This window comes from Peribacillus sp. SIMBA_075, assembly GCF_046534585.1.
On the sequence record NZ_JAWRYN010001055.1, the window covers coordinates 1 to 255 of the forward strand.

The 255-nt window shown below is 51.4% G+C and carries 1 protein-coding gene; it reads left to right on the forward strand.

The genetic code is table 11. The features are described 5' to 3' along the window. Positions 1–255: phosphoribosyl-AMP cyclohydrolase (locus SB775_RS31525; protein WP_410865219.1), on the forward strand; the 255-nt coding region annotated here is incomplete at both ends.

The following is a 255-nucleotide window of genomic DNA, read 5'->3' on the forward strand; positions in this document are numbered from 1 at the left end:
GGCGGAACATCCGGCAATACACAACGGATCGTTTCCATGAGCTATGATTGTGACGGTGATGCACTCGTTGTGCAGGTTGTACCGAACGGTCCTGCTTGCCATACAGGAGCCTATAGCTGTTTTTCCAATGAACTGCCTGGAGCAGAAGCAAAGGAACTACAAGTGGGCAACCAAGCTGATCGTTTTGCGATCCTGGGTGAGCTCGAACAATTGATTGCTGCACGTGAGCTGGAGCGTCCTGAAGGCTCTTATACG